The organism is Pseudocitrobacter sp. 73, assembly GCF_008369545.1.
GTDB lineage: Bacteria > Pseudomonadota > Gammaproteobacteria > Enterobacterales > Enterobacteriaceae > Pseudocitrobacter > Pseudocitrobacter vendiensis.
The window spans coordinates 1-470 of the sequence record NZ_VTZO01000055.1 but is presented as its reverse complement, the minus strand read 5'-3'; the positions used below and the strand labels follow the sequence as shown (position 1 = coordinate 470).

1 protein-coding gene is annotated in these 470 nt (G+C 60.2%); it reads right to left on the bottom strand.

What is annotated here, in order from left to right:
* A partial coding sequence (locus tag F0Q32_RS25325) for an Ig-like domain-containing protein (RefSeq protein WP_149465135.1) occupies positions 1-470 on the bottom strand: 470 nt, incomplete at both ends.

The window sequence follows — 470 nt, the reverse complement described above, 5'->3', positions numbered from 1 at the left end:
GATGCACCACATCGCCCGCCTTCGCGTCGCCGCCCACGGTGCCGCTGATGGTGGTGTACTCGGCCTTCGCCTCCTCGGCATTGATCCAGCCATCACCCGCAATCACATCGATATCCAGCGTCACGCTGATATCCGTGTCCACTTTCACCGGCTCAACCGCCGTGGCGGTCGCCTCGTTTCCGGCTTCATCGGTGATCGTGATGGTGCCGTTCACTTCCGGATCGGCCAGCAGATCGCTGGTTTTCACTTCGGTGCTCCAGGTCAGATCGTCCTGAACCACAGCCTCATACGGATTACCGTTTACTTCCAGATGCACCACGTCGCCCGCTTTCGCATCGCCGCCCACGGTGCCGCTGATGGTGGTGTACTCGGCCTTCGCTTCTTCAGCGTTGATCCAGCCGTCCCCTGCAATGACATCAATATCCAGCGTCACGCTGATATCCGTGTCCACTTTCACCGGCTCAACCGCC